The sequence below is a fragment of the Sphingomonas humi genome (assembly GCF_039536725.1).
Lineage (GTDB): Bacteria > Pseudomonadota > Alphaproteobacteria > Sphingomonadales > Sphingomonadaceae > Sphingomicrobium > Sphingomicrobium humi.
The window spans coordinates 896,160-922,761 of the sequence record NZ_BAAAZD010000002.1 but is presented as its reverse complement, the minus strand read 5'-3'; the positions used below and the strand labels follow the sequence as shown (position 1 = coordinate 922,761).

The 26,602-nt window shown below is 68.2% G+C and carries 26 protein-coding genes, 2 tRNA genes and 2 other RNA genes; 17 read left to right on the top strand and 13 right to left on the bottom strand.

The genetic code is table 11. The features are described from left to right. Positions 1–88 precede the first annotated feature (88 nt). Entirely contained in the window at positions 89–1,540 is a 1,452-nt protein-coding gene (locus ABD729_RS12510) for a histidine kinase dimerization/phospho-acceptor domain-containing protein (protein ID WP_344710759.1), read from the top strand. A gap of 6 nt (positions 1,541–1,546) precedes the next feature. Here the strand turns inward: ABD729_RS12510 and ABD729_RS12505 are convergent. Then, positions 1,547–1,623 (bottom strand) — tRNA-Pro (locus ABD729_RS12505). Between the two features lie 58 nt (positions 1,624–1,681). On the opposite strand from ABD729_RS12505, the gene ABD729_RS12500 reads away from it, so the two are divergent. Beyond that, positions 1,682–1,756: transfer RNA gene (locus ABD729_RS12500), tRNA-Ile, on the top strand. Between the two features lie 4 nt (positions 1,757–1,760). Here ABD729_RS12500 and ABD729_RS12495 read toward each other — a convergent pair. The 4 genes from ABD729_RS12495 to ABD729_RS12480 form a co-directional block, all read right to left on the bottom strand. After that, complete coding sequence (locus ABD729_RS12495; protein ID WP_344710757.1) at positions 1,761–2,093, bottom strand: hypothetical protein; 333 nt, start codon at positions 2,091–2,093, stop codon at positions 1,761–1,763. After that, on the bottom strand, positions 2,090–2,320 hold the full coding sequence (locus ABD729_RS12490; protein WP_344710755.1) for a hypothetical protein: 231 nt from the start codon (positions 2,318–2,320) through the stop codon (positions 2,090–2,092). The genes ABD729_RS12495 and ABD729_RS12490 overlap by 4 nt, the downstream gene beginning before the upstream one ends. Further along, the gene (locus ABD729_RS12485; protein WP_344710753.1) at positions 2,317–3,708 is read right to left on the bottom strand and encodes a M28 family peptidase; all 1,392 of its coding nucleotides are present in this window, start codon (positions 3,706–3,708) and stop codon (positions 2,317–2,319) included. The genes ABD729_RS12490 and ABD729_RS12485 overlap by 4 nt, the downstream gene beginning before the upstream one ends. A gap of 177 nt (positions 3,709–3,885) precedes the next feature. Next, positions 3,886–4,956, bottom strand: coding sequence for a PA0069 family radical SAM protein (locus ABD729_RS12480; protein WP_344710751.1), 1,071 nt, complete (start codon positions 4,954–4,956; stop codon positions 3,886–3,888). A 99-nt stretch (positions 4,957–5,055) separates the two neighbouring features. Between ABD729_RS12480 and ABD729_RS12475 the strand changes: the two genes are divergently transcribed. Continuing rightward, the gene (locus tag ABD729_RS12475; protein ID WP_344710749.1) at positions 5,056–5,205 is read left to right on the top strand and encodes a hypothetical protein; all 150 of its coding nucleotides are present in this window, start codon (positions 5,056–5,058) and stop codon (positions 5,203–5,205) included. Here the strand turns inward: ABD729_RS12475 and ABD729_RS12470 are convergent. After that, the gene (locus ABD729_RS12470; protein ID WP_344710747.1) at positions 5,202–7,016 is read right to left on the bottom strand and encodes a lytic transglycosylase domain-containing protein; all 1,815 of its coding nucleotides are present in this window, start codon (positions 7,014–7,016) and stop codon (positions 5,202–5,204) included. The genes ABD729_RS12475 and ABD729_RS12470 overlap by 4 nt on opposite strands. Continuing rightward, positions 7,013–7,780: a uracil-DNA glycosylase family protein gene (locus ABD729_RS12465; protein WP_344710745.1), complete on the bottom strand. Its 768-nt coding sequence runs from the start codon at positions 7,778–7,780 to the stop codon at positions 7,013–7,015. Before ABD729_RS12465 ends, ABD729_RS12470 begins: the two co-directional genes overlap by 4 nt. A gap of 63 nt (positions 7,781–7,843) precedes the next feature. On the opposite strand from ABD729_RS12465, the gene ABD729_RS12460 reads away from it, so the two are divergent. The 5 genes from ABD729_RS12460 to ABD729_RS12440 all read left to right on the top strand — a co-directional run bounded on the left by ABD729_RS12460 (position 7,844) and on the right by ABD729_RS12440 (position 14,435). Beyond that, the gene (locus ABD729_RS12460) at positions 7,844–9,496 is read left to right on the top strand and encodes an electron transfer flavoprotein-ubiquinone oxidoreductase (RefSeq protein WP_344710743.1); all 1,653 of its coding nucleotides are present in this window, start codon (positions 7,844–7,846) and stop codon (positions 9,494–9,496) included. A gap of 61 nt (positions 9,497–9,557) precedes the next feature. Further along, positions 9,558–11,138 (top strand): tetratricopeptide repeat protein, encoded by a 1,581-nt coding sequence (locus tag ABD729_RS12455; protein WP_344710741.1) that lies wholly within the window; start codon positions 9,558–9,560, stop codon positions 11,136–11,138. Next, on the top strand, positions 11,135–11,947 hold the full coding sequence (locus ABD729_RS12450; RefSeq protein ID WP_344710739.1) for a 4-(cytidine 5'-diphospho)-2-C-methyl-D-erythritol kinase: 813 nt from the start codon (positions 11,135–11,137) through the stop codon (positions 11,945–11,947). Before ABD729_RS12455 ends, ABD729_RS12450 begins: the two co-directional genes overlap by 4 nt. 26 nt (positions 11,948–11,973) lie before the next feature. Further along, complete coding sequence (locus ABD729_RS12445) at positions 11,974–13,266, top strand: NAD(P)H-hydrate dehydratase (RefSeq protein WP_344710737.1); 1,293 nt, start codon at positions 11,974–11,976, stop codon at positions 13,264–13,266. After that, the gene (locus tag ABD729_RS12440) at positions 13,263–14,435 is read left to right on the top strand and encodes a class I SAM-dependent RNA methyltransferase (RefSeq protein ID WP_344710735.1); all 1,173 of its coding nucleotides are present in this window, start codon (positions 13,263–13,265) and stop codon (positions 14,433–14,435) included. Before ABD729_RS12445 ends, ABD729_RS12440 begins: the two co-directional genes overlap by 4 nt. On the opposite strand, the gene ABD729_RS12435 is transcribed toward ABD729_RS12440, so the two are convergent. The 3 genes from ABD729_RS12435 to ABD729_RS12425 all read right to left on the bottom strand — a co-directional run bounded on the left by ABD729_RS12435 (position 14,432) and on the right by ABD729_RS12425 (position 17,404). Then, positions 14,432–14,866, bottom strand: coding sequence for an MAPEG family protein (locus tag ABD729_RS12435; RefSeq protein ID WP_344710733.1), 435 nt, complete (start codon positions 14,864–14,866; stop codon positions 14,432–14,434). The genes ABD729_RS12440 and ABD729_RS12435 overlap by 4 nt on opposite strands. A 68-nt stretch (positions 14,867–14,934) precedes the next feature. Beyond that, positions 14,935–15,990 (bottom strand): 1,9-bis(guanidino)-5-aza-nonane synthase, encoded by a 1,056-nt coding sequence (locus ABD729_RS12430; protein ID WP_344710731.1) that lies wholly within the window; start codon positions 15,988–15,990, stop codon positions 14,935–14,937. A 160-nt stretch (positions 15,991–16,150) separates the two neighbouring features. Further along, positions 16,151–17,404: a type III PLP-dependent enzyme gene (locus ABD729_RS12425; RefSeq protein ID WP_425564895.1), complete on the bottom strand. Its 1,254-nt coding sequence runs from the start codon at positions 17,402–17,404 to the stop codon at positions 16,151–16,153. A 188-nt stretch (positions 17,405–17,592) separates the two neighbouring features. On the opposite strand from ABD729_RS12425, the gene ABD729_RS12420 reads away from it, so the two are divergent. Further along, complete coding sequence (locus tag ABD729_RS12420) at positions 17,593–18,540, top strand: threonine ammonia-lyase (RefSeq protein WP_344710729.1); 948 nt, start codon at positions 17,593–17,595, stop codon at positions 18,538–18,540. Here the strand turns inward: ABD729_RS12420 and ABD729_RS12415 are convergent. Further along, positions 18,537–18,791, bottom strand: a complete 255-nt coding sequence (locus ABD729_RS12415; protein WP_344710727.1) for a hypothetical protein — start codon at positions 18,789–18,791, stop codon at positions 18,537–18,539. The two genes, ABD729_RS12420 and ABD729_RS12415, sit on opposite strands and share 4 nt — an antisense overlap. Before the next feature lie 52 nt (positions 18,792–18,843). Here ABD729_RS12415 and ABD729_RS12410 point away from each other — a divergent pair, with 52 nt between their 5' ends. After that, on the top strand, positions 18,844–19,011 hold the full coding sequence (locus ABD729_RS12410; protein ID WP_344710725.1) for a hypothetical protein: 168 nt from the start codon (positions 18,844–18,846) through the stop codon (positions 19,009–19,011). A 4-nt stretch (positions 19,012–19,015) separates the two neighbouring features. Here the strand turns inward: ABD729_RS12410 and ABD729_RS12405 are convergent, their stop codons facing one another. Continuing rightward, positions 19,016–19,657, bottom strand: coding sequence for an alpha/beta hydrolase (locus ABD729_RS12405; protein WP_314444770.1), 642 nt, complete (start codon positions 19,655–19,657; stop codon positions 19,016–19,018). Between the two features lie 82 nt (positions 19,658–19,739). Between ABD729_RS12405 and ABD729_RS12400 the strand changes: the two genes are divergently transcribed. Genes ABD729_RS12400 through ABD729_RS12390 form a run of 3 tightly spaced genes read left to right on the top strand, consistent with a single transcriptional unit; the run spans position 19,740 to position 22,203 of the window. Beyond that, a complete protein-coding gene (locus tag ABD729_RS12400) occupies positions 19,740–20,813 on the top strand; it encodes a cysteine desulfurase family protein (RefSeq protein ID WP_344710722.1) in 1,074 nt (357 codons plus the stop codon). Then, entirely contained in the window at positions 20,810–21,901 is a 1,092-nt protein-coding gene (locus tag ABD729_RS12395; protein WP_344710720.1) for a cysteine desulfurase family protein, read from the top strand. The genes ABD729_RS12400 and ABD729_RS12395 overlap by 4 nt, the downstream gene beginning before the upstream one ends. Further along, on the top strand, positions 21,898–22,203 hold the full coding sequence (locus ABD729_RS12390; protein ID WP_344710718.1) for a 2Fe-2S iron-sulfur cluster-binding protein: 306 nt from the start codon (positions 21,898–21,900) through the stop codon (positions 22,201–22,203). The genes ABD729_RS12395 and ABD729_RS12390 overlap by 4 nt, the downstream gene beginning before the upstream one ends. An 18-nt stretch (positions 22,204–22,221) precedes the next feature. Here the strand turns inward: ABD729_RS12390 and ffs are convergent. Next, positions 22,222–22,319, bottom strand: an RNA gene (gene ffs / locus ABD729_RS12385) — signal recognition particle sRNA small type. A 133-nt stretch (positions 22,320–22,452) separates the two neighbouring features. Here ffs and ABD729_RS12380 point away from each other — a divergent pair. The 4 genes from ABD729_RS12380 (at position 22,453) to rnpB (ending at position 26,521) form a co-directional block, all read left to right on the top strand. Next, entirely contained in the window at positions 22,453–24,135 is a 1,683-nt protein-coding gene (locus tag ABD729_RS12380) for a DNA polymerase III subunit gamma/tau (protein WP_344710717.1), read from the top strand. Further along, the gene (locus tag ABD729_RS12375; protein WP_344710716.1) at positions 24,128–24,451 is read left to right on the top strand and encodes a YbaB/EbfC family nucleoid-associated protein; all 324 of its coding nucleotides are present in this window, start codon (positions 24,128–24,130) and stop codon (positions 24,449–24,451) included. Before ABD729_RS12380 ends, ABD729_RS12375 begins: the two co-directional genes overlap by 8 nt. A 59-nt stretch (positions 24,452–24,510) precedes the next feature. Then, the gene (locus tag ABD729_RS12370; RefSeq protein ID WP_344710714.1) at positions 24,511–26,118 is read left to right on the top strand and encodes a long-chain fatty acid--CoA ligase; all 1,608 of its coding nucleotides are present in this window, start codon (positions 24,511–24,513) and stop codon (positions 26,116–26,118) included. Positions 26,119–26,141: 23 nt separating this feature from the next. Beyond that, positions 26,142–26,521: RNase P RNA component class A (rnpB, locus tag ABD729_RS12365), an RNA gene on the top strand. The last annotated feature ends 81 nt before the right edge of the window (positions 26,522–26,602 follow it).

Below are 26,602 nucleotides of genomic sequence, written 5' to 3'. Positions count from 1 at the left end.
GGGATGCTTAACGCGTTGGCGCTTCCCTCGCGGTAAACGACACGCCATCTCCTGCATCGTGTTCAACTGCGCGCCGAAATCCTGACCTTTGCGCTACGACGATCGCCTTGCGACCGTTCTTGGCCAGCCCGCCGCCGATGCGCGCGGGCGGGCGGTGCAATGGCGTCAGCTCGTTGAGCTGCTCGCGCATGGCCAAGAGGTCAGCCCCGATCTTGGCGAACGCGCGCTCGCCCGGACAGCGCAGCTGATGCGTGACGTCAGTCCTGACCTGCTGGCCGCAACTGCGCGCGCAATCGCCGGGCTTCAGGTTCCCGCGGAGTTGATGGCCCTTTTCGCTGCGCGCGGAGCTGCGGCGTCGGCGGCCCTCCTTGCCGCGGCCGACCTCAGCCCCGAGGATTGGGCGAAAGTGCGGGGCGCCGCTGCGGAGGACGTACTGCCGCTCCTCGATGCGCTGGAGCCCGCGCGCCATGACGTTGCGCCGGCTTCCCATGCACCTGCGGAGGAGGTCGCGGTTGCGGTCCCGGCTCGTTTGCCAGAACCCGTATCACCACCCCCCGAGCCTCGACCGGAAGCAAGTTCGCGCGGCCTTGTCACTTCCTCGCCTTCGCTGTTTCGATGGGAGACAGGACCGACGGGTGAGATCGACTGGGTCGACGGTGCGCCGCGCGCAGCGCTGGTCGGGCGGAGCGTCGCCGAAAGCTTTGCCGAACCGTTCGTCGCACGCCTGCCGTTTGCCGATGAGCCGCTGGTGATCGGCGACGAGGGCGCCCTCGCCGGTGAATGGCGGTGGAGCGGGGCGCCTGCCTTCTTCGCGGATACCGGGCGGTTTGCGGGTTATCGCGGGATCGCGCGCCGTGAAGGCGTTTCGGCCGACGTCGCGACCGCCGCGGTCGAGGCGGCCGCTCCGGCGGCGGACGATGGGCTGCGCGAACTGATGCACGAGCTGCGTACGCCGCTCAACGCGATCATCGGGTTTGGCGAGATCATCGAGGGCCAGTATCTTGGGCCCGCGCACCGCGCCTATCGCGACCGAGCGTCCGAAATCGTGCGGCAGGCGCGCAACCTGTCCGATGCGGTCGACAACCTCGACCTTGCCGCACGGCTGCGCTCGGGACGCTTGCAGGGGGAGGCGAGCAGCGGAGCTGACGTCATCCGCAAGGTACTGCGCGAAGTGACCGAGGTTGCCGGGGAGCGGCAAGTGACGGCGGTGACCGAGGACCGCAGCAGTGCGGCGAGGATCGCCTTGCCGCCGATGCTGGTCGAACGGGTCGTGCGGCAGTTCGCCATGGCGATGATCGAGCCGGCCGTCGCGGGCGAGCGCCTCGGTATCGTGGTCGACAAGATGGGTTCGAGCCTCGCGATCGGGATCGAGCGGGCGACCGCGCTGCGGGGCCTGTCCGAACAGCAGATCCTGGCCGACCGCGGACGGGCAGGAATGCGCTTTGCGCTGCGGCTGGTGCAGGGGCTGGCGACAATGACCGGCGGGCGGCTGGACATCGCGTCGGACCGGCTGGTCCTGCTGCTGCCGCTTTCCGATTGAGCGAAGTGGTCGGGGAGACAGGATTCGAACCTGCGACCCTCTGCTCCCAAAGCAGACGCGCTACCAGGCTGCGCCACTCCCCGACGCGAGCCGCCTAGCAGGTGCTTGGCGGTCGCGCCACACCTGTCTAAGGGCGGCCCGGGGCCTGTAGCTCAACGGTAGAGCCAGCCGCTCATAACGGCCAGGTTGGGGGTTCGAATCCCTCCGGGCCCACCAACCCTTATTGCTTGTTTTCCGGCGGCGGCGGGTTGTCGCGGCTTTCCTCGCGGATACCGCGGGCAGCGCCGTCGGCACCGGCCTCGATCTTGTCGCCGGCGCGGTTGGCGGCGTCGCCGACGTCCTTGGCGGCATCCTTGATCGCGGGAGCAGCCTTGTCGGCAGCATCCTTGACCTCGGCCGCGGCATTTTCGGCGATGGCGCCCGCGCGATCGATCGTGCGGTCGACCTTCTGGTCATTGATGGTGATCGCAGTGGTGTCGTTGCCGGGGTCGCGCTCGACGTTGCAGGCAGCAAGCGCCAGCGGGAGCGCGATCAGGAGTGGCAGACGGTTCATGGCGTATCCTTGTTGACGGTTGCGCTCCCAGAACGAGCCGGAGCGCGTCGGGTTTCCGCCTCGATCGACGCATCGGCCGCGGCGTTCTCGGCCTGTGCCATCAGGGCATTGGCGGTCTCGGCGGTCTGATTGGGCAGCGGCGGCACATCGTCGCCAGTGTCCGAAGCCGAGCAGCCTGCCGTCACCAGCAGGGCCGCAGAAAGGAGGAGGAGACCGCCTGCCTTCACCGCCGCCGCTTCCGCGGACCGACCGGACGCGGCTCGACCGGGCCGGCAAGGACGGCAAGGCTGGTCGTCCAGGCGGCGACATTCTGCTGCAGCTGCTTGCGGTCGATCATCGCCAGCGTGTCGTCGGGGGTGTGGTGAACGTCGAAGTAGCGCGTGCCGTCCTGCTGGAGCGACGCGCCCGGCAGGCCGTCGCCGAGCATCGGGCCGATGTCGGAGCCTTCGGCCTCGGCCAGGCTGCCCGGAACGATGCCGAGCGGGGCGAGCAGACGCTGGAGGCGCTTGCCCTCGGCCTCGCGGCCGGCACCGAGGCGGCTGTCGACGCGCCACACGCGGTCGGCGCCGAAGTCGCTTTCCATCAGCGCGTGATGCGGTTCCTTGCCGTGACGCTTGCGATAGTCGAGGCCGCCGAACAGCCCGACCTCCTCGGCGCCGAACCAGACGATGCGGATCGGCCGCGAAGGCTGTCCGGCGTCCATGATGCGCTTGGCGGCGGCGGTGACGATCCCGCAGCCCGCCGCATCGTCGATCGCTCCGGTGCCGAGGTCCCAGCTGTCGAGGTGGCAGCCAACCAGCACTGCCGGGGCGGCCGGGTCCCGGCTTGGCACGTCGGCGATGACATTGCCCGACTGGCCCTTCGTCACCTTCGATTCGAGGGTGAGGCGGAGGGTCGGGCGCTGGCCGCGGGCGAAGATCCGCTCGAGCTGGTCGGCATCGGGATTGGCGAGGGCACCGGCAGGGATCGGGGTCGCGCCGTCGGCAAAGGACATGGTGCCAACGTGAGGATTGCGATGGTCGCGGTCGGTGCCGATCGAGCGCACCACAATGGCGATCGCGCCCTTCTGCGAGGCGACCGTCGGACCCTGGCGGCGTGGGGCACCGAAGACGCCGTAGCTGCTGCCGTCCTGGGTGCGGGGCATGTCATGGCCGATATAGACGATCTTCCCGCGGACCTGCTCGGGCGGCGCGGCCCGAAGCGCATCGACGCTGGCGAAGGCGACCACTTCGCCGGTGACGCCGCCGGCCGGGGTCGAGGCGCTGTTGCCGAGTGCGGCGACGACGAGCCTCTGCGGGTAGGGGCCGAGCAGTTCCGCCTGTTCGCGGCCACGCTGCCAGACGGGCATGTCGAACTGTTCGACCCGCACGTTGCTGAACCCCATGGCGGTGAGCCGGCGGACCGCCCAGTCGCGGGCGCGGGCTTCGGCTTCGGTGCCGGCAAGACGCGGGCCGACCTCGGTGGTGAGGTCTTCGGTGAGGCGCCAGGCATGATCGTCCTCGAGCGCAGCGGTGCGAAGCGCGGCGATGGCCTGGTCGGGATCGGGCGACGCGGTCGGCTGAGCGAGGGCGGGAAGGGCGACGGCGGCGAGCAGGCCGGCAAGGAGAGTGCGCATGGCTGCGGCTGTAGGCCGGTCGGTGGCAGGGGCAAGGAAAAGTGAAACTGCCTTGAATTTCACTTTGTCCACTTCGCCCCCGCGGACCGCCTGGCCGGTCGTGGGAGGCAAATTTACACCAGGCTGCACGCCGACAACCCAGTCAGTGCAAATCCTACATTGCAAGGCGTTCGGCGGTCAGAGCAGGCGCATCTGGCGGCCTTCGGGCGGGCGGAAGAGGTCGCGGCGGAGGGTGAGGCGGGTCGTGCCAAGGCCGCTCTTGCGGACCGCGGCGGCAAAGCGGGTGCGGAGGAGATCGGCCCACGGCCCTTCGCCCTGCATGCGGGTGAAGAAGTTAGGGTCATTGTCCTTGCCGCCGCGCATCGACTTGATGGTCGCCATCACCTTGGCCGCGCGATCGGGATAATGCTCGTCGAGCCAGGCGCGGAACAGCGGCGCGACCTCGTGCGGGAGGCGGACGGGCAGGTAGAAACCGGCGCGCGCTCCGGCCGCCGCCCCGGCCGCAACGATGCGTTCGAGTTCGTGATCGGTAACCTGCGGGATGATCGGGGCAACGGCGAGCAGGGTCGGAACCCCGGCATCGTTCAGCTGGCGGATCGCGTCGATGCGCCTGGCGCCCGCGGGGGCGCGCGGTTCGAGCGTGCGGCTGATCGACGGATCGAGCGAGGTCACCGACAGCGCGATCGCGGCCAGCCCGCGATGCGCGGCGGGGGCGATCAGGTCGAGATCGCGCAGCACGCGGTTGGACTTGGTGGTGATGGTGAAGGGGTGGCCGGTTTCTGTCAGCAATTCGATGATCGAACGGGTGATGCGATAACGCCCCTCGATCGGCTGATAGGGATCGGTGTTGGTGCCAAGCGCGATCGGCGCGACGTCATAGCCCGGACGCGACAGCGCCGCGTGGAGCAGCTTGGCGGCATCGGGCTTCACGAACAGGCGACTTTCGAAATCCACCCCGGGCGATAGGTCGTGATAGGCGTGGGTCGGCCGCGCAAAGCAGTAGATGCAGCCATGTTCGCACCCGCGATAGGGATTGATCGAGCGATCAAAACCGATGTCGGGCGAGCGATTGCGGGTGAGGATGGATTTGGGCCGCTCAACCGTCACAGTGGTGCGGCGCTGGCTGACCCCGTCGAGCGCCTCTACCTCGTCCAGCCAGTCGCCTTCAACCAAGCGCTCCGGCAGGTTGAAGCGCGTCGGCACAGCATTGCGGGTGGCGCCGCGGCCCGGGATCGACTCGACTGGCATGGGGGAAATATACCAGCACCAAAGAACAGAACAAGAACGACTTGGTTCTGCAACATAAGTGAGCGCGCGCTGTCACCTTGGCCGGCTATTGCCCAAGCCATGGACAAGGAACGGCTTTCTCCTTCCGAACCACCGCACAAGCCGCGGCTCAGCCTGGCCGAGGAGCAACGGCTGGCGTTCGAGGAAGATCAGAAGCGCGGCGTCCGTCCGGGCACCACGCGCTTCTTAGAATTCCTGTTCCGCAATTAGCGCCTGACGGGAAAGCTCGGCCATTTGTGCTGGGCAAGCTCGCTCAGCGTCGTCGTCGGCTGGCCTTCGAAGCCCTGATAGACCCACAGGTTGCGCATCACCGCGGGCACGTAGAAGCGGGTTTCCCAGAAGGGCATGCTTTCGATCCACAGCAATGGGTCGCCGCGATCGTTGACCTGCCAGCGGCCGACCGGAAGCGGGCCGGCATTGTAGCTGGCGATGACCTTGGGCAGCTGTCCGCCGGTCGCGGGGTGGGTCCGCATCCATTCGATCCAGGCTTGGCCGAAGCTCATGTTCACCGTGGGGTCCTTGAGGTCCCCTGGGGCAAGCCCGCGGGCGCGAACGATGAGGTCGCGGGTCGAGGGCAGGACCTGCATCAGCCCGACCGCCCCGGCCTGGCTGACCGCTTCTGAACGGAACGAGCTTTCCTGGAGGCTGTGGGCGAGCGCCAGCGCGGGGTCGATCCGCCAGCCTTCGCGCGGGGTCCAGCTGGGCGCTGGATAGCGGGCGGCGGCGGGAACGCGGGCGCCGGGCTGGCCGAAATGCGCGAGGAAATGCTGGGTGGCGGCAAGCTCGAGCCGGGCGGCGGTGGCGGCAAGCGCGGTCTGTTCGGCCGGGGTGCCGATGCGCGCCTGGTAACGAAGCAGTTCGCCCGCCAGGTCGCGCTCGCCGATCCGGACCAGCTCTTCGGCGCGGGTGACGTTGGGAAGGCGGGCGATACTGCTCGCGGCATTGCGGTCGAGCGGCTGGAGGCGGGTTTCGAGGCCGAGGGAGCGGCGGGCGAGGAGGCCGTAGAAGGTTTCCGGATTGGCGGCCGCAGCGCGCAGCAGCGGCTGGACCGCGCCCGGGCGGCGGCATGCCATTTCGGCGCGCGCGGCCCAGAAGTTGCCGGCGGCCGACAGGCTGGGTTCGGCAGAGCGGGCGCCGACTTCGCGGAAGGAGCGCGCCGCGGTCTCGCAATCGTTCATCCGCCAGCTGGCGAGGCCGCTGACCCATTCGGCCTGCTGCGCCCACGGCCCGGTCGGCGCGCGGGTCACCGACAGCGAGGGCGGCGGGGGCGGGGCGAGCGGCTGCAGCCGTTCCGCGACGTCCTCGGGAGGAAGCGACGGGGCCGGTGGCGGCGGGGGCGGGGTGTAGGGCCCGCGGGCGAGATCGGCGAGGCGGCGCGCGTCTGCATCCTGGCCGCGGACGTAATAGATCCATGCGACCCGCTGGCCGAGCTCGGCGCGGGCTTCGGCGCTGATCTGTGGCAGGGCAGCGAGAAGCATCGCCTCGGCGCCCGCCGCGTCATCCACCTTGACGAGGGGTTCGAGCGCCTTGCGCAATTTGTCGACCGCGGGCTCGCCCACGACGGGGCTGGCGCGGCCGCGGCGGGGGGTGGCGCCGATCGGCACCAGTGCTGCACGGCGGGGGAGCGGCGGGAAGGCGGTCGCGCCGCGGGCCACGGCCATGCGCTGAAGCTGCTCGGCCTGGGGCAGCTCGGGCGCCTGGGCGAGGAGGGCGAGCAGCTGTTCGGCGGAGACCGGGGGCGAACCCTTGGCGGTGTAGAGCTGGGCCTTGGCGAGCGGCGCGAGCGGGGAGGCGGGCAGCGCAGCGATGCCGGCCTGTGCGGCCGCCCACTGGCTGCCGCGGATGGCGGCGAATACCTCGGGCCAGTTCTTGGGAACGACCAGGGTCGGCGTCGGGGGCGCGACGGGCGTCGGGGCCTGCGCCTCGTGCGGTTCCTCGATCGGGGCGAGGGGATCGTCGGGCGGCGGCGGGGCCGGTTGGGGCTGGGCGGAAAGCAGAAGGGTAAAAGCAGACAGGATCACGATTGGGCACCCATGATCAGGAGGAGGTCGGCCCAGGCGAGCGCCTTGTGGCCGTTGTTCTGGAGGAGCTGGCGGGGCGGGAAGGTGACGGCGGCGGGGATTCCGGCGACCCGGTGGAGCTTGCCCCGCGCGCTTGCCATCGGACGCCCGAGGAGAAGCTTGGACGGCTGGTCGCCGAGCAGCAGCAGCCGCTTCGGCGCGGCGAGCGCGATCTGGGACAGGATCGTGTCGCGGCAAGCCTCGGTATCGGCTTCGGAGAAGCGCGTCCCGCCGGCCGAAAAGCAGGTCAGGGGCGCGACATAGACCTGGTCGGGCGCCAGGCCGATGGTGCGGAGCATGCGTGTCGTCAGCACCCAGGCGGCGGCGCCGATCGGCTTGCCTTCGGCGGTGTCTTCGGGCGCCGGGCTTCCGGTCAGGAGCATCAGTTCGGCATTGGCCGGACCGTGGGGAAGGGCGCGGGCGGCGCCGGCGCGGAACAGGGGAAGGTCGGCGCTTTCGGCGAGCCAGGCGTGGAAGGCTTCAAGGGTGGCGGGCTTTTCCCGAACCGCCTGCGGGATCGGTTCTGCTTGCTGCGAGACATCTTCGGGCAGTGACGATGACGGGAGGGGAGCAGCGCGCACGCGCCAGTCTCGCGCCTCGTCCTGGACCGCGACGTCGACGCCCGCCTCGACCCACCAGGCGAGCAGGCTCATCGCCTCCGCCCGGGTCAGCCCGCCCACCTCTGGTCCCTCGCTCATCGCCTGCAGCATAGCCCTTGCGGCCATTGACGGAAGTGGCGGTGGAGGCCAAGTCCCTGCCCGAGAGAAAAGAAGGACTTGAGCGAGGCGATGAGCGACCGGGAGTCGATGGAATATGACGTCGTGATCGTGGGCGCGGGGCCGGCTGGCCTCAGCGCGGCGATCCGGTTGAAGCAGCTGGCGAACGAAGCCGGCCGCGAGCTGAGCGTCTGCATCCTCGAGAAAGGCTCGGAAGTCGGCGCGCACATCCTGTCGGGCGCGGTGATCGATCCCAAGAGCCTCGACGAACTGCTGCCCGACTGGCGCGAGGACAATTCGTGCCTGCTGAACCGGGTGCCGGTCACCAGCAACCACCATTGGGTGCTAACCAAGACCAAGAAGTACAACCTGCCGCACCTGATGATGCCGGGCTTCCTCGACAACAAGGGGACGTTCACGGGCAGCCTTGCCAACCTCTGCCGCTGGCTGGCCGGCAAGGCCGAGGAGCTGGGGGTCGAGATTTTCCCCGGCTTTCCGGCAGCCGAACTGCTCTACAATGACGACGGCTCGGTGAAGGGCGTCGCGACGGGGGCGATGGGGGTTGCGCGCGATGGCAGCCACAAGGGCGACTATCAGCCCGGGATGGAGCTACACGCCCGCTACACCTTCTTTGCCGAGGGCGCGCGCGGCAGCCTGACCAAGCAGCTGAAGAAGGAGTTCGACCTCGAAGCCGAGTGCCAGCCGCAGGTTTATGGCATCGGGATCAAGGAATTGTGGGACGTTGATCCCAAGAAGCACAAGCCGGGCACGGTGATCCACACCCAGGGCTGGCCGCTTGACGACGCATGGGGTGGCGGGTGGATCTATCACCAGGACAATCACCAGGTGTCGATCGGCTTCGTGGTCGCGCTCAATTACAAGAACCCGCACCTGTCGCCGTTTGACGAGATGCAGCGCTACAAGCAGCATCCGGCGATCCGGCCGTTGCTGGAAGGCGGCCGCCGCGTTTCCTACGGCGCTCGCGCGATCAACGAGGGTGGGTGGCAGAGCATTCCCAAGCTCGCTTTCCCGGGCGGGGCGCTGATCGGCTGTTCGGCGGGGTTCGTGAACGTGCCGCGGATCAAGGGCACGCATACGGCGATGAAGTCGGGCATGCTGGCAGCCGAGGCCGCCTTCGCCGCGGTCGGCGCCGATCGTCGCAGCGATGTTCTCAGTGATTATGAGCCGTCGGTCAGAAATGGCTGGATTGGCGAGGAATTGCGCAAGGTCCGCAATGCCGAACCGGCCGTCGCCAAGTTCGGCGCGACCATCGGCACCATCCTTGCGGGCGCCGACTTGTGGATGCAGCATCTGAAGATCGGCCTGCCGGTCACGATGAAGCATCATCCCGACCACGAGACGCTGTGGCGGCGCGATATCGCCCCGGCGATCAACTACCCGCGGCCCGACGGGGTGATCAGCTTCGACAAATTGTCGAGCGTCTTCCTGTCGAACACCAATCACGAGGAGGATCAGCCGATCCACCTCCAGCTGAAGGACCCGACGATCCCGACGCGGGTCAATTTGCCCGACTATGATGGCCCTGAGCAGCGCTACTGCCCGGCGGGCGTCTACGAATATGTGGTCGAGAATGGCGCGCCGCGGCTGCAGATCAACGCGCAGAACTGCGTCCACTGCAAGACGTGCGACATCAAGGATCCTTGCCAGAACATCAACTGGGTGACCCCGGAGGGCGGCGGTGGGCCCAATTACCCGAACATGTAGCGTTGCCCTTGCCCTTGCGCTTGTAGCTCCCGCGGCGGTTGCCGCGCCGGGGCAGGCGCGGGTGGATTTCCTTCGTTCTTCCGCCTCGACCTTCGTCGCTGCCCGGGCCGCCGCCAGTGCGGGGGATCCGCGGCGGGCGGCGATCCTTTATGCCAGCCTGGCAAGCGACCCCGAAGCCAATCGCTTCGTCGGCGAACGGGCGCTGGGTCAGGCGATCCTCGCCGGGGACATGCCGCTGGCGCTTCGGCTCGCCCGGGCGCAGCCGGGCGAGACCCTTGGGGTCGATGCCCGCATGTTGCTGGCCGCCGATGCACTGCGCAGCGGCAAGGGCGCGGCGCTGGTCGAGCGCGGCCTTCCGACCGAGCTCAGGTTCCTCGAGCCGTTCCTCAAGGCCTGGACACTGGCCGAGCGGGGCCGGTGGCGCGATGGCGTCGCCGTGCTGGACGCGATCGGGCGCGACAACATGCTGGCGGGGCTTGCCCCTGAGCATAAGGCGCTGATCCTGCTGGCGGCGGGACGGACAAGCGAAGCCAAGCCGCTGCTGGAGCCTGCTATCGCCGCGGCGCGGGGCCGGTCCAACCGATTGCGGATCGCCTTTGCCGCCGGGCTTGCGGCGAAGGGCGAGCGCGACGCCGGAATGGCGCTGCTTGGAGGGCGCGACGTCACCCTTCACAATGCTGCGGCCAGCCTGGCCGCCGAGCGCCGCCCGCGCCCCCTCATCACGACGGCGGCGCAGGGCCTGTCCGAACTGCTGACCGCGCTGGTCCTGAACCTCGACGAGGACGAGGAGCCGGCGCTCCCGCTTGCGCTGACCCAAGTCGCGCGCTTCGCCGATCCCGCCAACGAGCAGGCGGTGCTCCTGCTCGGGGTGCTGCTCGAACGGAGCGGGCGTTTCGACGATGCGATCATGCTGCAGCGGACGCTTGCCGAACGCTCGCCCTTCATCGACGAAGCGCGCGATGGCGAGATCCGCACCCTGCTTGCCGCCGGGCGCAAGGACGAGGCGCTGGCCCGGGCCAAGGCCTTCGTCGCCGAGGATGGCCAGCAGCCTTCGGATTGGCTGCGGCTGGGCGATGTGCTCGATGCGATGAAGCGGCACGAGGAAGCGGCGGTGGCCTATGGCGGCGCAGTGCAGGTGATGGCCGCCGGCGCAGCCGGGCCCGAGCCGTGGACCGTCCACCTGCTTCGCGGCGCGGCGCTCGAACAGGCAGGAAAGTGGCCGCAGGCCGAAAGCGCGCTCGAACTTGCTTACCGGATGGCGCCGGAGAACCCGACCGTCCTCAATTATCTTGGCTATGCGCGGCTGGAGCGTGGCGAGAAGTTGGCCGAAGCCGAAGCGATGATCGCGGAAGCCAGCCGCCGTGCGCCCAACGATGCGTCGATCACGGATTCGCTGGGATGGGCGCAGTTCAAGCGCGGCAAGGTTACCGAGGCGATCGCGACGTTGCAGCGGGCGGCGGCGGCAGAACCCGGCCTGTCCGAAATCCACGAGCATCTGGGTGATGCCCTCTACACGGCGGGGCGCAAATATGAGGCGCGGTTCGCCTGGGCCGCCGCGCTGGTCAGTGCCGAGGACGACGTGTCAGCGCGTGTATCCGCCAAGATCGGGGCCGGGCTGACCCCCGCCACCGCCGCGCCGTGAGCAGGCCGCCCCTGGTCGAGGTCGCGCCGGCCAAGCTCAATCTCGCGCTCCACGTCCGCGGCCGCCGGGCCGACGGCCGCCACGACCTCGAGACGATATTCGCCTTCTGCACCGATGGCGACAAACTGACCGCGCTCGAATCCGACGATCTGTCGCTGACGATCACCGGTCCGTTCGCCGCAATGCTCGACGATGGGCCCGGCAACCTCGTCCACCGCGCGGCAAGCGCCCTTGCCGCCGAGGCCCGGGTCGGAAAGGGCGTCGCCCTGACGCTCGAGAAGAATTTGCCCGTGGCGAGCGGGATCGGCGGCGGTTCGGCCGATGCGGGCGCGGCGCTGCGGCTGCTGACGCGATTTTGGGGCACCGACCCGGCACTGGCGCAGCGGCTGGCTCCGGAACTCGGCAGCGACGTGCCCGCATGCCTGCTCAGCATGACCGCGCGCGGGACGGGGGCGGGCGACGCGCTCGAACTGGTCGATGCCGGCGTTGCCGACACCCCGGTGCTGCTGGTCAATCCGATGTTGCCGCTGTCGACCCGCGATGTCTTTGCCGGCTGGGACGGGGTCGACCGTGGGCCGCTTGGCGACTGGCGCGAGGGACGTAACGACCTCGAAGCGCCGGCGCGGCGGCTGGTGCCCGCGATCGGCGAGGTGCTCGACTGGTTCGAGGAGCAGGACGGCGTCGATCTTGCCCGGATGTCGGGCTCGGGCGCGACCTGCTTCGCCCTGTTCGAAACCGAGGATGCGCGCGATGCCGCCGCCGCCGCTTGCCCGGAGGAATGGTGGCAGATGGCGAGCTTTGTCCGGTGAGCCGGCCAATCCTTAGCGCCTCCGAGATGCGCAGCGCCGAAGCCGCGGCGCCGGTCGCGCTTTCGGAACTGATGGAGCGGGCCGGACAGAGCCTCGCCGAAGCAGCCCTGCGCTTTGCCGGGCCGGTGCCGGCATTGCTGCTGTGCGGGCCGGGCAACAATGGCGGCGACGGTTTTGTCGCGGCGCGTTACCTGCACCAGCGCGAGGTCGAGGTACGGGTGGCGGCCTTGGGCGAAGCGCAGACCGACCTTGCCCGCGCCGCGCGGGCGGCCTGGGGCGGGGCGATCGAGCCGATCGAGGATGCGGCGCCCGCGCCATTGGTGATCGATTGCCTGTTCGGAACCGGCCTCAAGCGCGGCCTGGAAGATGCTGTTTCCGAACGACTTTCCGGGTTGGTGAAGAGCGCGCAGTGGGCGGTCGCGGCGGATTTGCCGAGCGGGGTGGAGGCGGACAGCGGGGGGTTGCTGTCGCAGGTGCCGGCGTTCGACCTGACGGTGAGCTTCGGCGCCCTGAAGCCGGCACACCGGCTGATGCCGGCGATGGCGCGGATGGGGCGGGTCGTGCTGGCCGATATCGGGATCACGGCGGACGGCCCGTGGTTCGAGATCGGGGAGCCAGCGCTACCGCCGGTGGCGCCCGACGCGCACAAGTACAGCCGCGGGCTGGTGCATTGCCTGACCGGCGAGATGCCAGGCGCGATGGCACTGGCGGCGTCGGCGGCGGCACGGAGCGGGGCAGGCTATGTGCGGGTGTCGACCTCGGCGCCGATCGCCGGGTTGCCGCGCAGCGTGGTGCAGGTCGGGGACGCACCGCTCGCCGACCCGCGGATCGGCTGCCTGCTGGTCGGTCCCGGCCTCGGCAAGCTGCCCCAGCTTCTGACGCTTGCGCTGACCAGCCACCGGCCCAAGGTGATCGATGCCGAAGCGATCGGCCATGTCGGGGATCCTGCCCGGCTGAAGGGGCAGGATGCGGTCATCACGCCGCATTCGGGCGAGTTCGCGACCTTGTTCGGCGAGCTCCCCGGCAGCAAGGCGGAGCAGGCGCTGGCGGCGGCGGCGGCGTCGGGCGCGGTGGTGGTCTACAAGGGCGCGGACACGTTGGTGGCGGCTCCGGACGGGCGCCTGGGCTTTGCTCCGCCCGCCCCGGCGTGGCTGGCGACGGCAGGGACCGGCGATGTGCTGGCGGGGATGATCGCGGCGCTGCGGGCGCGGGGAATGCCGGCGTTCGAGGCCGCCTGCGCTGGCGTGTGGCTGCACGGACGGGCGGCGGAGCGGGCTGGACCGTACATGATTGCAGACGATCTGCTGGAGTGGCTGTGAGGGAGACGATTTTGCGGATTGCGGCGCGCGGCGATGGCGTGACCGCCAGCGGGCAGCATGTCGCCTTTGCCGCGCCCGGCGACCTGGTCGCCGAAGACGGGACCGTCACGCCCGGGCCGCATCGGCAATTGCCGCCATGCCGTCACTTTCCGGCGTGCGGCGGGTGCCAGCTCCAGCATGTCGACGATGCGGCTTACACTGATTTCCTGACCGCGCGGGTCGAAGGCGCGTTGGCGCAGCAGGGACTGACAACAGTCCTGCGCGCTCCGCACCTGTCGCCGCCGCGCAGCCGGCGCCGGGCAACGCTGCGGGCGCTCAAGGCCGGGGGCAAGGTGGTGCTCGGCTTCAACGCCGAAAAGTCGAACCGCATCATCGACATGGCCGAATGCCATATCCTGCGGCCCGAGCTGTTCGCGCTGGTGGCGCCGCTGCGCGAGCTGCTGTCGCTGCTGCTTGCTGCCAAGCGCGGGGGCGAGGTGCACATGACCCTTGCCGACCAGGGCGTCGACCTGATGCTGAAGGGCGTCAGGGCCGACGGCTTCGAAGCGGCGCAGGGGCTGGTCGATTTCGCCGAACAGCATGGCCTCGCCCGATTGAGCCTCGACGAGGGGCTGGGGCCCGAGGTCAGGTGGGAGCCGCAGCCGGCGACCGTGACCCTGTCGGGACGCCCGGTGCCGCTACCTGTCGGGGCCTTCCTGCAGGCGACCGCCGACGGCGAGGAAGCGCTGGTCGAAGCGGTGCGGGAAGCGGTGGGCAAGGCGTCGGCGTCGGCCGACCTGTTCGCGGGGATCGGGACCTTTGCCCTTGCGCTGCCCGGACGGGTGCTGGCCGCCGAGGCAAGCCGTGACGCCGTGCTGGCGCTGAAGCGCGCGGTGCCGGGCATCGCCGCGCAGCACCGCGACCTCTACCGGCGGCCCCTGATGGCGGAAGAGATGGTGGGACTGGAGGCCGTAGTGCTCGATCCCCCGCGCTCGGGCGCGGAGGCGCAGGTCGCCGAGCTGGCGAGGTCAGCGGTGCCGCGGATCGCCTATGTCAGCTGCAACCCCGCGACCTTCGCGCGCGATGCGGCGGTGCTGATTGAAGGCGGCTACCGGCTCGAATGGGTGCGCCCGGTCGGGCAATTCCGCTGGTCGACCCATATCGAGCTGGCAGCCTCCTTCGCCCGTTAGTGCCAGAGCGCCATTGCGGCGTGGAAGGTCAGCGCGGCGAGGCAGAAGGTCGACAGCGCAAACAGGCTGAGGCGGATCGCCACCACATTGATCGTCGCCTGGACGATGCTGTGGATTACCCGCAGCGCGACGTAGGCCCAGGCCAGCATGACGTTCACCGGATGGTCGAAGCCCATCACCGCCAGCGCGAGGACGATGGCGTAGAACAACGTCGGCTGTTCCATCAGGTGATTGTAATTGTGCGCCTTCCACTGCGCCTTGGCTTCGGGGCTGGCGTCGAGCGCGGCCCCGCGTGATCCGGGCGGGATGGTACGGAGCGACACGCCAAGCCGCTTGAACGCCCCGCGACGCGCGATCGCCATCCACACCAGCATGACGAGCGACCAGGCGACCAGAGCGACGATCGGCCCGAGCAATGGACTTGGCTGCACCAATGAAAAACCCTCCCCCGTGTGAGCGGAGGAGGGTCGTTCATTTCGCTTCGGTAAGCAATCCGAACTTAATCGAACAGCTTTGCAAACGCGCGCTTGGCGCGGGTCTTCCAGTGGCCGCGATGGTAGGCGTCGGACGCCAGCAGCGGCAGCACCGAGGTCGCCTCGGCGAAGACCATCTGCTCGAGCGCGGTCGAGACCTTGCCCCAGCTGGCGGCTTCCTGAAGCGTCGAGGAGGAGCAGGCGCCGTCGCGCACGTCGGCGACGGTGATCTGCACCGCATACTTGTGGACCTCGACGTCCTCGTGGCCGAGGATCTCGGCGCAGACGACGGTGTCCTGCGTGAAGTTCTTCGGCACGCCGCCGCCGATCATCAGCAGGCCGGTGGTGCCGGCCTTGATCTTGATGTCGGTCAGTTCGCGGAAGTCGGCAATCGAATCCATCGTCATGTAGCGGCGGCCCGCCTTCATCGCGTCGACCTGATGCTTGACGAGACCGAAGCCGGCCGAGCTGTCGGTGAACGCCGGGCAGAAGATCGGCACGTCATGCTCGTAGGCGAGCTTGACTAGGCTGTTGTCCTTCTTGCCGTTTTCCATCAGCCACTTGCCCATCTCCTTGATGAACTCGCGGCTCGAATAAGGGCGCGGCTCCAGCGTGTCGGCGATCTTGCCGATGGTGAAGTCGGTGTCCTGCAGCTGGATCTCGTCGATGTAGGTATCGTAGATACGATCGATGTAGAGCGAGCGCAGCGTATCATCGTCAGGAATTTCAAGCGCTTGATAGTGCTTGTGGCCAAGTGCTTCGAAGAAATCCATGTCGACGATCGACGCGCCGGTGGCGACGATGGCGTCGACCATGTTGGAGCGGACCAGTTCGGCATAGAGGTCCATGCAGCCGCCGGCCGAGGTCGAGCCGGCGATCACCAGGATGACCGAGCAATCGGGATCGCTCAGCATCTGGTTGTAGATGTCGGTGGCGCGGGCAAGGTCGCGGCTGGTGAAGCTCATTTTGCCCATCGCCTCGACGATCGGGCGGGCATCGAACTTGGTGATGTCTATATGTTCGACGGTGCTGGACAGCAGCTCCGCCTTGCGGGTGTCGTTGATCTTGGTCTCGGTGGTCATGATCGTCTTCCTTGATGAAAACGCCCGTCATCAAGCCGTCACCCCGGACTTGGATCCGGGGTCTGCCTTTTCTTCGATCGAGCAAGAAGAAGGCGGATGCCGGGTCAAGCCCGGCATGACGAAAGGTGGCGGCACGGCGCTGAGCCGTGCCGAACTCCTGTTACAGCTTCACCACGTTGGAACGGGCGGGCTCGGCCGCTTCGCCGTAGAGGCTGGCCATCGGCGCGTCGGTGACCGCCACCGCCCAGCCGCTGGCCGAACCGAACCCGTTGAAGCGGGTCCGCATCGCCGCGCCATACGCGCCGAGCATGCCGATCTCGACATAGTCGCCGGGACCGACGTCGCCGGGCAGATCGAACGGCCCGACCATGTGGTCGAGGTCGTCACAGGTTGGCCCGTAGAAGCTGAAGCCGTGCGGGCGGGTGTCGCTTTCCTCGTCGCGGACCAGCCGGACGGGGAAGCGCCAGCCGATGTGCGCGGCGTCGAACAGCGTCCCGTAGGCACCGTCGTTGATGTAGAGCTCGTCACCGCGGCGCTTCTCGACGCGGACGAGGACCGAGGCATATTCGGCGCACAGGGCACGGCCCGGCTCGCACCACAGTTCGGCCGAGTAGCTGATCGGCAGCTTTTCGAACGATTCGTGGATGACCGCGAAATAGGCCTCGAGCGGCGGCGGCTCCATGCCCGGGTAGGACGAAGGGAAGCCGCCCCCGACATCGACGATGTCGACGGTGACCGCCGCTTCGACGATCGCGTCACGGACGCGGGCCATCGCTTCGGCGTAGGCGGCCGGGGTCATCGCCTGGCTGCCGACGTGGAAGCACAGGCCGAGCGCGTCGGACGCCTGGCGGGCGGCCATCAGCAGCGCCTTGAGCTCCGACGGATCGGCACCGAACTTGGACGCGAGGCTGAGCTTCGAATGCTCGGACGAGACGCGGACGCGGACCAGGAGGTTGAGGTCGCTCGCCGCCACACCATCGGTGGCGCAGGCCGAGACGATCTTTTCCAGTTCCTCGAGGCTGTCGAGGCTGAAGGTGCGCACGCCATGATCGTGATAGGCTTCGGCGATCGCTTCGACCGCTTTCACCGGATGCATGAAGCAGAGCGTTGCCTGTGGCAGGTTTTCACGGACCAGCCGGACTTCGCCGATCGAGGCGACGTCGTAGTGCGTGATTCCGCCTTCCCACAGCACGCGAATGAGGTCGGGCGAGGGGTTCGCCTTGACCGCATAAAGCGACTTGCCGGGAAACTTTTCGACAAAGAAGCGGGCAGCAGCCTTGGCAGCGTGGGGACGCAGCAAGGTCACCGGCTGGACCGGCTTCAGTCGGGCAATCTCGGACGCACCGGAGGCGACAAAGGACTCGGTGCGATCGGAAAGGGGCGCTAGCCCCAGCGCGAAGGGGTGCTCAGCCAATGCAAGGGACCTCCAAGTGCCTTTCGGCGACAGTTGACGAACAGCTGCCTTGCGGTTGGAAGTCCCATGGGGCAGCGAGAGCGGCGATATATGGAGGGGGTCACCTTAACGCAATCTTTTTTGCAGGCGTTGGGGACCACATTTGACGCGGCTCGGCGCACGCCCGGCACGCACTGGCCAAGGTTTTGATGAGCAAGGAAAATCTTCCCACTCGCGACGACGTGCTGAAGGCCGCCGAGCGGATCTCCGGACAGGTGGAGGTAACGCCGCTTCGTCCGGTGCGGCTTCACGGTCACGCCCTGTGGCTGAAATGCGAATCGCTGCAGACCGGCGGGTCGTTCAAGCTGCGCGGGGCGAGCAACCGGCTGGCGCTGCTGAGCGAGGACGAGCGACGGGCGGGGGTGGTCGCCTTTTCGAGCGGCAATCATGCGCAAGGGGTGGCAATCGCGGCTAAGCGCCTGGGCGTTCCGGCAACGATCGTCATGCCGGCCGATGCGCCGGCGCCCAAGGTTGACGGGACCCGCGCACAGGGCGCCGAGATCGTCTTCTTCGATCGGCGCAGCGAGGACCGGATCGCGATTTCCCATGCCCTGGCAGCCGAACGCGGCGCGGTGGTGGTGCCAAGCTTCGATGACCCGCACATCATTGCCGGGCAGGGCACCGCAGGCCTCGAGATCGTCGCGCAATGTCCCGAGCCGGTGCGGCAGATCGTGGTTTGCTGCGGCGGCGGCGGGCTGGCCGCGGGCCTGGCGCTGGCCTGTCCGGACGCAAGGATCGTGCTGGCCGAGCCGGAGGGCTGGGACGACATGCGGCGCAGCCTCGAGCTTGGCCATATCGTGCCGGTCGAGGCGGATGCGCCGTCGACCTCCTGCGACGCGCTGCAGACCCCGCTGGTATCGCCGCTGACATTTGGCGTGCTGAAGGAACGCGGCGCGCGCGGGCTTGCGGTCAGCGAAGCGGAGGTAAGGACGGCGGTGCGCTTTGCCTGGCAGGAATGTCAGCTGAAAGTCGAGCCGGGCGGTGCGGCGGCGCTTGCGGCGGTGCTGGCGGGCAAGGTCGAACTGGTACCGGGAACGGTGGTGATGGTGACCGGCGGCAACGTCGATCCCGCGCTTCACGCGGCGTGGGTGGCTTAGGACCCCGAGGCTGTCCGATAGCTGCCGGGATCGAGGTGCGTCGGCGAGAAGAGCTCAACGCTGCGGGTCAGCTCTTCCAATTCGGCGGCGAGGGTCTGAAGTTCCGCCACCAGCACCTTCGGATCGGCCTGGTCGAGGTCGCGCGACGCATCGAACAGGGTTTCGAGCATCATTGCGATGCACGGAAGGATGGTCCCTTCGATGCGCTCGAACGCATCGGCGAGCTTTTGCTGCTGGTCGGCTCCGATCATGGCGGTGCCGATGTAGTGTAGCAGCAGTTAAGAAGCCGTTTCGGGAGCAATAATGAACCAGACCGCATCGACCCTCATGTCCATCGTCATGCTGGCGGCCTTCGTGCTGATGGTGTTCGGCGCACGATTCGCGTGGGCCGGCACCTATCGCAAGCAGGGACTGATGATGGTGCTGGTGGCCGTGATCCTGGTCGCCAACGTGCTGATCTGGGTGTTGTAGCGCCTCAGCGGCCGAGGCGCATGTCCAGATAGCCGTCGACGCTCTTCATCAAGAGGTCGAGCTCGTTGGCGAAGAAGTGGTTCGCGCCCGGGATCGTGTCGTGATGAATGGTAATGTGGCGCTGGGTGCGCAGCTTGTCGACCAGCTTCTGGACGCTCGCCGGGCTGACCACCTCGTCCTGCTCACCCTGGATAATGATGCCCGAGGACGGGCAGGGGGCGAGGAAGCCGAAGTCGTACATGTTGGCCGGCGGGGCGATCGAGATGAAGCCCTTGATCTCCGGGCGGCGCATCAGCAGCTGCATGCCGATCCAGGCGCCGAAGCTGACGCCGGCGACCCAGGTCTGTTCGGCCTCGGGGTGGATCTGCTGCACCCAGTCGAGCGCGCTGGCGGCGTCGGACAGTTCGCCGATGCCATTGTCGAACACGCCCTGGCTCTTGCCCGTCCCACGGAAATTGAACCGCAGGGTCGCGAAGCCGCGCTTCACGAAGGTTTGATAGAGCAGCTGCACGATCTTGTTGTTCATCGTGCCGCCTGCCTGCGGATGGCTGTGCAGGATCAGGGCCACCGGCGCGCGCGGACGCAGGCCCGGATGGAAACGGCCTTCGAGGCGGCCTTCCGGCCCCGGAAAGATGACTTCGGGCATGGGTCTCTTTTGTTTAGCTGACGGGTGCAGGCGGCGCGCTTATATAGAGCCGAGCCAACAAACAGCAATTGCCAAGGTATCCGTGTCCCGCAACCGAATTTACCTCGACCATGCCGCGACCACGCCGGTGCTGCCCGAAGCCCGCGCGGCGATGGCGCAGGCGCTCGAGCATTGGGCCAATCCGTCGAGCCCGCATGGCGAGGGACGCGCGGCGAAGGCGGCGCTGGAGCGGGCGCGGAGCGAGATTGCGGGCGCGCTCGGCTGGCGGGGCGACATCCTGTTTACCAGCGGTGCGAGCGAGGCGGTCGGGATGGTCGCAGCCCGCGCGCTGGTACCGCGGCGGGTGGTCGGCGCGACCGAGCATGATGTCGTGCCCTATCACATGGGCGAGGAAGCGACGGTGCTTCCGGTCGGCGAGGACGGCGTGATCGACATGGGGGCACTCTACGTGGCGCTGGCGGACGGGCCGGCGCTGGTTGCCCTGCAGCACGTCAACAACGAGACCGGGGTCATCCAGCCGCTCGACGAGGTGGCCGAACGAGTGAGGGCGGCCGGCGGGTTGCTGCTGGCCGATTGCGCGCAGTCGGCGGGCAAGATTGCGCTTCCCGATGCCGACTTCATCGCCATTTCCGCGCACAAGTTCGGCGGACCGCCGGGGATCGGCGCGTTGCTGGTCAGGGACCTTGCAACGCTGGCGCCGACGGGCGGGCAGGAGAAGGGCTATCGGCGGGGCACGCAGAACCTTCCGGCGGTAGCGGGCATGGCGGCGGCCCTGACGAGCGGGGCGCACCGCGCGGCCATGCCTCGCCTTGCCGAGTTGCGCGAACGGCTCGAGTCAGGTGTGCGTGCCGCTGGGGGAACGGTCATTGCCGAGGGGGCCGATCGGATACCGGCGATCAGCGCCATCGCGCTCGAAGGGGCGTCGAAGGACAGCCTGCTGGTGCAGCTCGACCTCGCCGGGATCGCGGTCAGCGCCGGTTCGGCCTGTTCGAGCGGGAAGATGAAGGCCAGCCGGGTCCTGTCTGCGATGCGCGTACCCGAGTCGCTTGCGGCAGGCGCGTTGCGGCTGAGCTTCGGGCCTCAGACCCAGGCGGGCGATATCGATGCCTTCCTCGCCGCGTTCGGAGTGATTGCCGGACGGCGACGCGCGGCATGATTTATCTCGATTACCAGGCCACCACGCCGCTCGCCCCGGAGGTGAAAGCGGCGATGCTGCCGTGGCTCGACCGCTTCGCCAATCCGCACAGCGCCAGCCGGGCCGGGCGCGAGGCAGCGGCGGCCGTCGAGCATGCACGCGGGCAGGTGGCGGCGCTGATGCCGCAGGGGGGGCGCTTCCTCTTCACCTCGGGCGCGACCGAAGCGCTGAACATGGCCCTGCGCAGCGTGTCCGGGCGGATCGTCACGGTCGCCAGCGAACATGCCGCGGTGCTCGACACCGCCGAATGGCTGAGGGGCGAGGGGCGCGACGTCGAGGTGCTGCCGGTCGGGCGCGATGGCCTGCTCGACCTCGACCGGCTGCGCGCGGCGCTGCGGGTCCCGACGGCGCTGGTCGCGGTGATGCTCGTCAACAACGAGATCGGCGTCATCCAGCCGGTTGGGGCGATTGCCGAGCTCGCCCACGAGGCCGGCGCGCTGATGCTGTGCGATGCGGTGCAGGGCTTCGGGCGGATGCCGGTCTCGGACGGACCCGATTTCATCGCCTGTTCCGCGCACAAGATCCATGGGCCCAAGATGATCGGCGGCCTGTGGGTTCGCGATGGCGTGACCGTCACCCCGCTGCTCCATGGCGGGGGGCAGGAGCAGGGTCTGCGTTCGGGAACGCTGTCGCCGATGCTTTGTGCCGGCTTCGGCGTTGCGGCGGCGCTGGCGGCCGAGCGGCAGGAAGCCGACCATGTGCATGTCGATCAATTGTGGCATGGGGCGATCGACGCGCTGGGGCCGGGCTGGACGATCAACGGCAGCACCGGCCAGCGATATCGCGGCAACCTCAACCTCCGGCGGGACGGGCTCGACGCGGCACGGCTGCTGGCGGAATGCCGTAAGATCGCCTTCTCGCTCGGATCGGCCTGCGCCAGCGGATCGGGGCGGCCGAGCCACGTCCTGCGCGCGTTGGGGTTGAGCGCGGCGGAGGCGCGGCAGAGCATCCGGCTTGGTTTCGGGCGCTACACCACGCCTGAAGAGGTAGAGGAGGCTTGCACCCTGATCCGGGATGCAAGCGAAGCACAGCAACGGTTTGCGGCATGACCCTGATACGATTCCTGAAGTGCGACGGAGCGCTCGATAGGGAAGTGGAGGCGGCCGAGGGCGCCAACCTCCTCGACGTTGCGCAGGTGGCCGACCAGCCGCTCGAGGGAACGTGCGACAAGTCGATCAGCTGTTCGACGTGCCACGTCATTCTTTCTCCCGAGGATTTTGCGCGGGTGGCGGCGGCCAGCGAGGAGGAAGAGGATCTGCTCGACCTCGCGCACGGGGTCGAACGGACCAGCCGGCTGGCCTGCCAGCTGCGGGTGAGCGGTGCGACGATGACGGTGAGGATGCCTGGCTGAGAAGGCCCGCAAGGCTTGGGCGGTGGGAGCCGGAACGACCCGGGACGAAATCGTTGTGGCTGCTTCCTTCCGGACCTGACCAGGTTGGCGACAATCCCGTCCGCCCGACTCCCGCGGCGCATATGGCGGGGCGAACGTCGTCATGCAACTCCCCGTCGGTTGCGGGCGCAGCGAAGCTGTTGATCTTCGCGCCTATGATTGCGTGGCTCTGCTCGCAATGACGAGCGGCAAACCCTACAACTCCTCGTGATGACTGACGACGAATCGCCTGGATTGGGCCTCGACCTGCCTGCGCAGCCGCTGGAGAAGAGCGCGGCTGCCTCGCCCTATCGCGTGCTGGCGCGCAAATATCGTCCGCAGAGCTTCGGCGAGCTGATCGGGCAGGACGCGATGGTACGCACGCTCGGCAATGCGATCGCGACCGGGCGCATCGCCCATGCCTTCCTGCTGACCGGTGTGCGCGGGGTGGGCAAGACCTCAACCGCGCGGCTGGTCGCCAAGGCGCTGAACTGCATCGGCCCCGACGGGCAGGGCGGCCCGACGATTGACCCGTGCGGCGTGTGCGAGCCATGCCGGGCGATCGCCGAGGGGCGGCATATCGACGTCACCGAGATGGACGCGGCGAGCCATACCGGCGTCGACGACGTGCGCGAGATCATCGAGGCAGTGCGCTATTCGGCGGTCAGCGCGCGCTTCAAGATCTACATCATCGACGAAGTGCACATGCTGTCGAAGAACGCCTTCAACGCGTTGTTGAAGACGCTCGAGGAGCCGCCGGCGCACGTCAAGTTCCTGTTCGCGACGACCGAGGTCAACAAGGTTCCGGTGACGGTTTTGTCGCGCTGCCAGCGCTTCGACCTGCGCCGTATCCCGGCCGAAGCGCTGGTCGACCATTTCCGTCGGATCACCGAGATCGAGCAGGTCTCGATCGAGCCTGACGCACTGCTGATGATCGCGCGGGCGGCCGAGGGCTCGGCGCGTGACGGTTTGTCGCTGCTCGACCAGGCGATCGCCCACGGTGGCGGCGAGGTGAAGACCGAGGCGGTGCGCGACATGTTGGGGCTGGCCGACCGCGGTCGCATTCGGCGCTTGCTTTCACTGCTGCTGGCAGGCGATGCGTCGGGCAGCCTCGCCGAACTGGACGAGGCGCAGGCGCTGGGGATCGATCCGGCGGCGCTGCTGCGCGGCCTGATGGAGCAATTGCATGCCGCCTCGCGGGCAAAGGCCGGGCGTGGCGGTGATCCGCTGGCAAGCGCCGAGGAACGCGCGGCGAGCGAGGAGCTTGGCGCCAGCCTCGGCTGGTCGCAGCTCCACCGGCTCTGGCAATTGCTGCTGAAGGGGCTGTCCGACGTCAGCCTCGCGCCCGATCCAAACGAGGCGGCGGCAATGGTGCTGCTGCGCCTGGTCCATGCCGCCGACCTGCCCGATCCGGCAGCGCTGATCGCGCGCCTGCAGGGGCAAGGCGAGGGAACGGTCACCGCGCCCACGCCGCGTGCAGCTCCGCCCCCTGCTGCGCCGCGGGCCGAGGCGCCGGCTCCGCAGCCGCAAGCCACCTCCTCGCTGCCCGGCAGTTTCCGGGATCTCGTCAGCCTGCTCGAAGCCAAGGGCAAGCCGCTGCGTGCCGTGCAGTTGACCGGGCAGGTCGGCCTGATCCGCTTTGCTGCGGGCGATATCGCCCTGAAGCCGCTGCAGCCGCTCGGCGCCAATTTCGCGCGCGAGCTCGAAGCCGACCTTCGCGCGGTGACCGGGGCGAGCTGGCAGGTCACGTTGTCCGACGGCGAGGCCGAGCCCTCGCTTGCCGCCCAGGAGCGGATGGAGGAGGAGCGGGCCCGCGATGCGATCCTGGCGGAGCCTTCGGTCGCCGCCGTGCTTTCCGCCTTTCCCGAAACCAAGCTTGAAACCGTAAACCCCAAGGACGCTCAACATGCCTAGCCTCGAAGAAATCATGCAGATGGCGCAAAATGCGCAGGCCGAACTCCAGAAGGCGCAGGACAATCTCGACAAGATCGAGGTCGAGGGCCAGTCGGGCGGCGGCCTCGTCAAGATCCGCGCTTCGGCCAAGGGCCGGATCATCGGGGTGTCGATCGACGAGAGCCTGCTGGTCCCGGCCGAGAAGACGATGGTCGAGGATCTCATCGCCGCGGCGCTCAACGATGCGCGCTCGAAGGCCGACCAGGCCGCGGCCGCCGAGATGCAGAAGATGAGTTCGACCCTGCCGATGCCGCCGGGCTTCCAGATGCCGTTCTAAGCGGTTCGCTTGACTCGTGCCCGGGCGACGTCACTCTCCTTGCCAACGGAGGAGATGAGATGAGTTACCTCGGCGCGATGCAGCACCACCAGCTGCGGGTCATGCGGCTGGTCGATCATGCCGAGCGCGAGCATGGCGGACGCGAGATCGTCAGCGCCTGGGCCGACGGCTCGGTCACCCGGACCACCTGGCGCGGTGTGGCGCAGGACGCGCGGCGGATGGCCAAGGCGCTGTCCAGGCTCGGCATCAATCGCGGCGACCGGGTCGCGACGCTGGCGATGAACCACCAGCATCACCTGACCAGCTGGTATGGGGCGATCGGGATGGGGGGCATCCTCCACACCATCAACCCGCGGCTGTTTCCCGACCAACTTGGCTATATCGCGAACCATGCCGAGGACCGAGTGCTGCTCTATGACAAGGCGTTCGAGCCGGTCGTCGAGAAGATGAAGCCGCAGTGGAAGACGATCGAACATTACGTCTGCATGGACGATGGCGCGTTCCGCCAGTGGATCGACGCCGAGGACGATGATTTCGCCTGGGTCGAAGGCGACGAACGCGAGCCGCTGGGGCTTTGCTATACCTCGGGAACGACCGGCAATCCCAAGGGCGTGCTCTACGAGCATCGCTCCACCATGCTCCACACCATGGTCGAGGTGGGTCCCGACGTCTTCCAGCTCAGTGCCCGCTCGGTCTGCCTGCCGATCGTGCCGATGTTCCACGCCAATGCCTGGGGCGTGCCGTGGGCGGCGCCGATGGTGGGGGCGAAGCTGGTGCTGTCGGCCGACTATCGGCCCAAGCAATTGTGCGACCTGTTCCGCGACGAGGGGGTGACCCACAGCGCAGGGGTCCCGACGGTCTGGCTCGGCATGATCGATCATATCGAGCGGACCGGGGACAAGCTCGGTTCGCTCGAAAGCGTCACCATCGGGGGATCGGCGGCACCGCGGGCGATGGTCGAGTGGTTCCGCGGCAAGGGCGTTCGGATCGGCCACGCCTGGGGCATGACGGAGATGAGCCCGATCGGCACCTGCGGCAATCCGCCGGCCAATTGGGACGACATGACCGACGAGGAGCAGATCGACTTCACCTGCCGGCAGGGCCGCATCCCGTTCGGGGTCGAGCTTCGGATCGTCGACGATGAAGGCAATGAGCTGCCCCGCGACGGCATCGCCTCGGGCCGGTTGCAGACCCGCGGGCACTGGATCGTCGAACGCTATTTCAAGGAAGAGCAATCGGCGACCGACGCCGACTGCTGGTTCGACACCGGCGACGTCGCCGCGCTGCACCCCGACGGGACGATGCAGATCACCGATCGCGCCAAGGACGTGATCAAGTCGGGCGGCGAGTGGATCAGCTCAATCGAGCTCGAGAATGCGGCGGTGGGCGTGCCCGGCGTGGCCGAAGCGGCGGCGATCGGAATCGCGCATCCCAAGTGGGACGAACGGCCGCTGCTGCTGGTGGTGAAGCACCCCGACGCCATCGTCCACGAGGAGACCATCCGCGAGCACCTTGCCAAGCATGTCGCGCGCTGGTGGATGCCCGACGCGATCGAGTTCGTGGAAGAGCTTCCCCACACCGCCACCGGCAAACTCAGCAAGAAGACGCTTCGCGAACAGTGGAAGCATTACAAGCTGCCGACCGCGCAAGAGATGGTCGGGCGCTGAAGCCTCTGCTAGGGCGCTTTTCGCCAGAGGGCCGGGCGACCGCGTCAGGGATTTGTCCCTGCCGAGGAAAGTCCGGGCACCACGGAACATACGGTGCCGGGTAACGCCCGGCCGTCCCAACTTCGGGCGGGGCGAGGGACAGTGCCACAGAAAGCAAACCGCCGTTTCTTCGGAACGGTAAGGGCGAAAGGGTGCGGCAAGAGCGCACCGCGCGGCCGGCAACGGCAACGGCATGGTAAACCCCACCGGGTGCAAGACCGAATAGGGGCGGCATATGGGCCTTGTTCCGGCCCGTCGCCCGGGTTGGTCGCTGGAGCCTGCCGGTAACGGCAGGCCGAGAGGAATGGTCGCACATCTGCTTCACCGCAGAGGACAGAACCCGGCTTACAGGCCCTCTGGCACTTTCACGCTCGCTCAAGCGTCATGGCGAGCGAAGCGAAGCAATCCGCAGCAGCGCGCCAACAATGGTTGCTTCGCCGCTCCG

What these genes read in the sequence shown, in the direction of transcription:
- ABD729_RS12415 (WP_344710727.1), bottom strand. Translation starts at nt 18,791, where the DNA reads ATGATCGGAGCCGACCAGCAGCAAAAGCTCGCCGATGCGTTCGAGCGC.
- ABD729_RS12395 (WP_344710720.1), top strand. Translation starts at nt 20,810, where the DNA reads ATGATTTATCTCGATTACCAGGCCACCACGCCGCTCGCCCCGGAGGTG.
- ABD729_RS12410 (WP_344710725.1), top strand. Translation starts at nt 18,844, where the DNA reads ATGAACCAGACCGCATCGACCCTCATGTCCATCGTCATGCTGGCGGCC.
- ABD729_RS12390 (WP_344710718.1), top strand. Translation starts at nt 21,898, where the DNA reads ATGACCCTGATACGATTCCTGAAGTGCGACGGAGCGCTCGATAGGGAA.
- ABD729_RS12445 (WP_344710737.1), top strand. Translation starts at nt 11,974, where the DNA reads ATGCGCAGCGCCGAAGCCGCGGCGCCGGTCGCGCTTTCGGAACTGATG.
- ABD729_RS12480 (WP_344710751.1), bottom strand. Translation starts at nt 4,956, where the DNA reads ATGCCAGTCGAGTCGATCCCGGGCCGCGGCGCCACCCGCAATGCTGTG.
- ABD729_RS12460 (WP_344710743.1), top strand. Translation starts at nt 7,844, where the DNA reads ATGAGCGACCGGGAGTCGATGGAATATGACGTCGTGATCGTGGGCGCG.
- ABD729_RS12475 (WP_344710749.1), top strand. Translation starts at nt 5,056, where the DNA reads ATGGACAAGGAACGGCTTTCTCCTTCCGAACCACCGCACAAGCCGCGG.
- ABD729_RS12420 (WP_344710729.1), top strand. Translation starts at nt 17,593, where the DNA reads ATGAGCAAGGAAAATCTTCCCACTCGCGACGACGTGCTGAAGGCCGCC.
- ABD729_RS12495 (WP_344710757.1), bottom strand. Translation starts at nt 2,093, where the DNA reads ATGAACCGTCTGCCACTCCTGATCGCGCTCCCGCTGGCGCTTGCTGCC.
- ABD729_RS12405 (WP_314444770.1), bottom strand. Translation starts at nt 19,657, where the DNA reads ATGCCCGAAGTCATCTTTCCGGGGCCGGAAGGCCGCCTCGAAGGCCGT.
- ABD729_RS12370 (WP_344710714.1), top strand. Translation starts at nt 24,511, where the DNA reads ATGAGTTACCTCGGCGCGATGCAGCACCACCAGCTGCGGGTCATGCGG.
- ABD729_RS12465 (WP_344710745.1), bottom strand. Translation starts at nt 7,780, where the DNA reads ATGGCCGCAAGGGCTATGCTGCAGGCGATGAGCGAGGGACCAGAGGTG.
- ABD729_RS12430 (WP_344710731.1), bottom strand. Translation starts at nt 15,990, where the DNA reads ATGACCACCGAGACCAAGATCAACGACACCCGCAAGGCGGAGCTGCTG.
- ABD729_RS12375 (WP_344710716.1), top strand. Translation starts at nt 24,128, where the DNA reads ATGCCTAGCCTCGAAGAAATCATGCAGATGGCGCAAAATGCGCAGGCC.
- ABD729_RS12485 (WP_344710753.1), bottom strand. Translation starts at nt 3,708, where the DNA reads ATGCGCACTCTCCTTGCCGGCCTGCTCGCCGCCGTCGCCCTTCCCGCC.
- ABD729_RS12380 (WP_344710717.1), top strand. Translation starts at nt 22,453, where the DNA reads ATGACTGACGACGAATCGCCTGGATTGGGCCTCGACCTGCCTGCGCAG.